Origin of the sequence: Halobiforma nitratireducens JCM 10879, from assembly GCF_000337895.1 — an archaeon.
Lineage (GTDB): Archaea > Halobacteriota > Halobacteria > Halobacteriales > Natrialbaceae > Natronobacterium > Natronobacterium nitratireducens.
Map to the genome: position 1 here is coordinate 1 of NZ_AOMA01000029.1, position 6,089 is coordinate 6,089.

At 56.7% G+C, this 6,089-nt stretch carries 3 protein-coding genes and 1 pseudogene; 2 read left to right on the top strand and 2 right to left on the bottom strand.

Translation table 11 applies throughout. From position 1 onward, the window contains the following. A partial coding sequence (locus C446_RS02885; RefSeq protein ID WP_006671559.1) for an eCIS core domain-containing protein occupies nucleotides 1-750 on the top strand: 750 nt, incomplete at its 5' end. Then, complete coding sequence (locus tag C446_RS02890) at nucleotides 747-1,658, top strand: hypothetical protein (RefSeq protein ID WP_049919995.1); 912 nt, start codon at nucleotides 747-749, stop codon at nucleotides 1,656-1,658. The genes C446_RS02885 and C446_RS02890, both read left to right, overlap by 4 nt. Before the next feature lie 31 nt (nucleotides 1,659-1,689). Here C446_RS02890 and C446_RS20370 read toward each other — a convergent pair whose 3' ends face one another. Both C446_RS20370 and C446_RS02900 read right to left on the bottom strand, forming a co-directional pair. Beyond that, nucleotides 1,690-1,944: a hypothetical protein gene (locus tag C446_RS20370; RefSeq protein WP_160162951.1), complete on the bottom strand. Its 255-nt coding sequence runs from the start codon at nucleotides 1,942-1,944 to the stop codon at nucleotides 1,690-1,692. A gap of 210 nt (nucleotides 1,945-2,154) precedes the next feature. After that, nucleotides 2,155-6,003 (bottom strand): annotated as a pseudogene (locus C446_RS02900) (Eco57I restriction-modification methylase domain-containing protein); the annotation flags it as partial. Between the last annotated feature and the right edge of the window lie 86 nt (nucleotides 6,004-6,089).

Here is a 6,089-nt window from a genome sequence, read left to right on the forward strand (position 1 = left end):
GCCTTCACCTGCGGGAACGACGTCGTCTTCAATTCCGGCGAGTACGACCCCGAGAGTCCGGACGGGCAGTTCCTGCTCGCTCACGAACTCGCCCACGTCAAACAGCAAAACGGCGGCGCGACCGTCAGCATGATGCCCCAAGAAGGCGCTGACCTCGAGATCGATCCCGACCCACAACTCGAGCGGGAAGCCGATCAGGCGGCCGAACAAGCTCTTTCCGCCGAGGAGCCACTGGTCGTCAATCGGATGGGAACGGACGTGCACGTCCAACGGTATCCCGGGGAAGCTGCTGTCGAAAAAGCTACCGGGTTACTCGAGACGGGTGAAGAGAAGGTAGACGATGCCACGAGCAAAACCTATCGTCTCAGCAAGGAGCAACTAATGAATCTGGTCGACTCCGTCGAGACGCCGAAAGGGGCTGCTCAGTGGATCGAGCACCACGATGTCGATGTTGCAAGTCGGGTGCAGGATTCCACAAGTAGCATGCCCAAAGGAGCAACTAGAGGCTGGACAGTTGGTTCGGCGGCTGGAGCCATGGCGGGTCCAGGCGGGGCAGTCGCTGGTGGACTCCTCGGAGCACCCCTCGGAGCACTCCTCAGTACGATGTTCGGCGAACAGGTCGCCGGCAAAATACAAGAGGTCCTGCGAGACCAACTTGGTCTCGAAACCGATCAGGAGTTCGACCTCGAAGACGAGACTGGTGTGGGCGACTCGACTGGTGATGGTAAAGCTGGGGTGGTTACACAATGAAAGCAGTCATTACTGGCGAGTCTGAGAGAGTTGGTGTAAATCTGCTCGATAACAATGGGGTAGAGCACGTTGTCGAGATGACGTTCGACGGCGAGATCAAGTATCACCAACAGGACGGCTACCCAGACAAAGCAGCCGAGCGCACCCACAGTGAAGGCGAACACGTCGGGCATGCCCGAAAGTATGCACAGTACTACGTTGCTCAGGAAACTGACTACGACACCATTCCGTGGGACCTCAACGCCGACCGCTTTGCGGACGTTCGCCAGGCACTTCAGGCACTTTCGACCGACGACATCGAGCACTTCTTCGGCGACTTGCGCGACCAGAGCCTGAGTCACTACCGCGACGACCCGGATGTCGACGTTGGTGAGATGACTCGGCCGCACGAACTCCCTGCCGAAATGATCGGCTCGGACGACGCGGTCCGATACAAACAGGAGATCTATCTCGACGACACCGGTTCGATCGAGGCCGTCTCTGGGATCGGACTCGAGTACTACGTCGCAAGGGGCGAGCGAACCACCACCTGGCACGGAGACAGTCCCGATAGAGAGCCTGACGCCGCTGTCGATGTCGTCCCAGCGCCGCTAATCGACCCTGCCTCCTTCCGAGACTATCTCGACTACAACCTCCGCTGTCAGATTCGGGATTGCTATCTCATGCGCGGCATGGAACCACCTGAACAGTACCGTGTGCTTGGCCACGGCCAGTACCGCTTTACCGGCAAGTACGAAAACTTCGACCTCTACCCGCCGTACCACGATTTCCAGGCCGATATCCCAGGCTACTCCCACGAGTTCCGCCCTGACCTCCCGATCACCTGGGCCGAACTGCGTGGACTGACCGATCCGAATCAAGCCGGATCACTCTACGACCAAATCAAAAACACCCTGTTCTCCCGATAAATGTTCGCTCGCTTCGGTGTATGACCAAAGACTACGTGACAAACATCAGAATGAAGCTAAAAAGGATGCTGCTCTCGGGATCGATCCCGACCCACAACTCGAGTGTGAGGCCGACGAGGCTGCCGAAGCCGCCTTGCAGGGTGAGGCTCCGCTGGTGATCAACCGGATGGAAAGCGAGGGACGCGTGCAGCGATTCGGTGGTGTCATGCCGGTAGCCCCAGCTGGTGGCCTGCTTGGAAAGAACGAGGACTTCAACAGAGCCGTTCGGAACAGGTTCGCTCGTCACACACTCAGCCACACGCGGCGCGCGCTGATCACGCGCCCGAGAACGGGAGGGCGCGTGTCCGACTCTCTGTGAGGGATGAGCGAGTGACCGGCGGGAACGAGCGAATCGGCTGGGGAGGACGCGGCGTCGTCGGGTGAGAGTTTCGGGGTTCCGATTCGGTCGGCCGGTAGCTGACAGCAGTCTGAAGTTCGAAGCCGGTTACTCGTGGCCTTACTCCGTGACCGCTTCTTCTACGATCTCGATTTCTTCGTCGGTCAGCCCGTACAACTCGTATACGATCTCGTCGATCAGTTCGTCCGTCTTCTCGATTTTCTCCTCGAGGTCCTCGGCTCGCGCTTTCGTCTCGCGGTAGCTCTCGAGGCCGTCACGAACATCGTCGACGGCGGGGAGGGTGAGTTTCCGGAGGCGATCGACGAGCGAGTTGGTCTTGGTGGCGTTCTCGCGGAAGTTCGCGAAGCCGCCGGCCTCGTCGACGGCGACGGGGACGAAGGCCTCGATCAGGTCGGCTTCGGTTTCGGTGAGGTCCGAAATCCGCAGCGCCGGCAGGGGTTCGGTCTCGGTGTAGCCCCACTGGTCGGTCTCGTACTCGTCCTCGCTTTCCGGTTTGTAGCGAGCGGTGAGTCGAATCTCGAGGGATGTAGGGGACTCGCGCTCGATTTCGCAGGTTCCAACCCGGAGGTTCTCGCGGTCTTCAGCAGTGTTGGTGAGGATGGAGTCTGCGGCTCCTTCTGGGGGTTGGGTGAGGCCGATGTCGGAGAGGTTACGACCGTCAGAGTAAGAGCCGAAATGATCGATAACAGAAGTGTTCAGTTGGCATAAACTCTTCTTTAAGCCGATTATTTCTTCACATTTATTAGCGAGTGTTTCCTGATCGTTTGTGCGGGTGATCGGGAGATATCGAATATCGTCGGGATATACATTTAAGCCGTCGCTAATCACGTTCTGGAAGTAAAATTCCAGAAGTGTAGAGTTTAGCAGAGAAGTGAGAAATTGTAAGTCGATATTTTTCCCAAAGGCAGAGATGTCACTCGCTTCTGGGATCGGCCGTTGAGACTTTATTTCGTCTGAAACGGATTCAAGATCAGAGCCACGAACGGCAAACACGACTTTTTCGTTTCCATAGAACTGTTCTTGATCATATGCTGCCTTAATCGTAGAGGAAATCTCAGAGATGACTATTTTATTATTTTCGAAGAGTTCAGGGAACGCGGGCCTGTGTAATTCATCCGGGGAGTATAACAGATACTCACCATCGTAGTCTATTAGAAATCTCTCTATATTCCTTCCTCGAATGAAGGGTTTAATCTCTGGATCGTTTTCGAGATTCGCTATCCCCGCCTCTGCATCGTCTTTGTTGTCGAAAACAAATTTGCTCAGAGAACCGGGCTGTGCACCAAAACTCACATACGCAAAGTCACCGACTCTTTCTGAGTTTTCGGATACCTTTTCAATCACCTGTGACCTTTTCTCATCTAGGCCTATTATTATCTTATTCTCATATGTTTTTTCAAACACGCTTTGTGGGCAAACCTTGGACCGGTCTCTGAATTTCCCAAATTTAAATTCGACTTCTGTGGCTTCAGTTTGATCCTTTTTTATTCGATAAACAATTGGTGAGTTAGATGCATCAGGAAAGACATCCACGTTCCGTAAGTCCCATATCTCTTGTAGAATTGTGTTTTGTATTATATTGGAACGGAGACTTTCCCCATAATCTGACACTAGCCACTTGTCCGGCACAATCATCGAATTATATCGACCATTCATACACAATTTGTTCGATTGTTCAATAAATGCGAGATATATGTCAATCCTCCCATATTCTGTCGCAGTATAAGAATTTCGTAGATAGTCTACAATAGTGTCATCCAAATTTTCTATTGAAACGTACGGCGGGTTCCCAATCACCGCATCGAATCCAGCATCCTCACGCTTTTCTCCATCTTCATTAAAGAAGACCTCGGGATACTCCAACTCCCAGTGGAAAAACGCCTCTCCACCGGCCATCTCTTGTGCGGTCTGGAACCAATCTTCCTCGCGCACCTCGAGCCACTCGTCTTCGTCCTCGATCGCTTGAGCCATCCGCTCGTAGGCCCCCTCCGGCACGTCCAGATCGAACCGTTCCGCAGTATGCACGTTCGTCAACTCGAACAGCCGCTGGTAGAACGGATCGCTGCGCACCTCGTCGTAAATCTCCTCCATCGACTTGACGTCCTCGAGCGTCTCGTTGTCGATCTCGAGCAACTCCTGCATCCGTTCCATCACGTGCTCGAGGGTGTCCTGCCGGACCCGGGCCAGCGCCTGCTCGAGAGTCAACTGGCCGCCGTTTTCCTCGGCATCACTCGAGAGCACCTCGGTAACGTCCGACCCCACAAGTGAGTTGCCCGCCTTGAGGTGGTGATCGAGGAAGGCGAGGGGCTGGTCGGCCGACAGCGTCTCGAGCCACATCGAAAGTTTGGCGAGTTCGACCGCCATGCCGTTCAGGTCGACGCCGTAGATACACTCCTTTGCCACGTCTCGTCGCACCCGCTGTTCGTCGAAGGTCGTCGCCTCTTCGATTTCGCGTACCTCTTCCATCACCTGCTGGGCGAGATACTCCGTCGCCCGCGTGAGGAAGTGACCACTCCCCATCGCGGGGTCGAGAACCTTGAGGTCCAGCACCCGGCGGTAGAAGGCCCCGAGATACTCGTGGGTACCCGGCTCGAAGCCCTGGTCTTGCAGGTCCTCGCGGATTTCCTCGATCAACGGATCGACCGTCTCCTCGACGATGTAGGTCACCACGTAGTCGGGCGTGTAGTACGCCCCCGTCGCCTTCCGCTCACCCTCGTCGTTGACGACGTACAGGCCACCCTCGTCGACCGTCTCGACCGCGTCCGCCACCGACACCTCCGTCCCAGGCTGCCAGACTTGCCCGCCGTCCTCGGCGACTGCCGCGTACTGTTCCGGCGCGATCCGGAACTGGTGTTCCAACAGCCCCTCGTAGACACTGCCCAGGTGTCGCGTATCCAGGTCCGCGTAGTCGGCCAACACGTACCGACCCTCGTCGTTCTCCGTCGTCGAAATCCGGTAGATGACCTCCGCGAGGTACCGGTTGCTCACCTCGTGGTCCGTCAGGAACTCGTGGTTCTCGCGGTTGAACAACCCGCCGTTGTACGGTGGAATGCCAAGCGACTCCTCGCCCTCGTCGACCAGCCGGAACAGATCCTCGAGTCGGCTCCACATCGTCGTCGAGTGCTCGCTGTAGGCCTCCTCGAAGCCGTCGTCGACCTCGCCGATCTCGTCGTGAATCTCGAGGCGCAACTCGTCCAGGCTGAAGTTGTCCTCGTACTCGTCGATGGCGTCCTCGCTTTCGGGGTGGATCAGCCCCCGCGACTCCGCATAGAGGACGAACATGAGCCGATAGAGCAGAACGAGCGATTGTTCTTTCAACTCGTCGAGCGACGCCTCGTCGTCCGGATCGATCTCGAGGTCGTTCGTCTCGACGAACCCCCGACCGAGCACCCGCAACGCGGTAAAGACGTTGTCCTGCAGGTCCTCGCCCAGTTCCTGGGCGACGGTTTCGCTTTCGGACCGCACCGAGTCCAGGAACGTCGAGCCCGCCCGCTCGCGGAACGCGTCGGGCCGGAAGAAGACGTAGAAGTATTTGAACGCCTCGAGATCACCGCGCTCGAGCAGCTCCGGCAGGTCGACCTCGTAGTAGGTCTGGGTCTCGTAATCTTTGGTGCCGTACAGTCGCCACTTGCGGCCGTTGGTGAGAACTCCCCATTGGATGTTCTCGGGCGTCCGCTCGAGGTAGTGTTTGATTTGGTGGGAGGCGTTACGGTAGGGTCGTTGCTCGCTGAATCGGGTCGTGAAATCCGCATCCCACTGCTTGGCTTCTACCAGGCCCGCGCCGCGTTCGAACAGGTCCGTCGTGTCTTCCGTACTCAGATAGACTTCGGCGGCGTCTCGGCGTGTCTCGGTGTCTTCGAACAACAACGCGTCCACGTAGCCCCCGCTGTCCGGAAGCGTCGTCTCGACGTTGGTTCCGAATCCCAGTACGTCGAGTACCTCGTCGATTGCTCTGTTGAACGCAAGAAGGCGACAGTATTGAATTTATGATATTCGTCTTAATGCCGCTATATGGCCTGAGAGTCCTGTTTTGA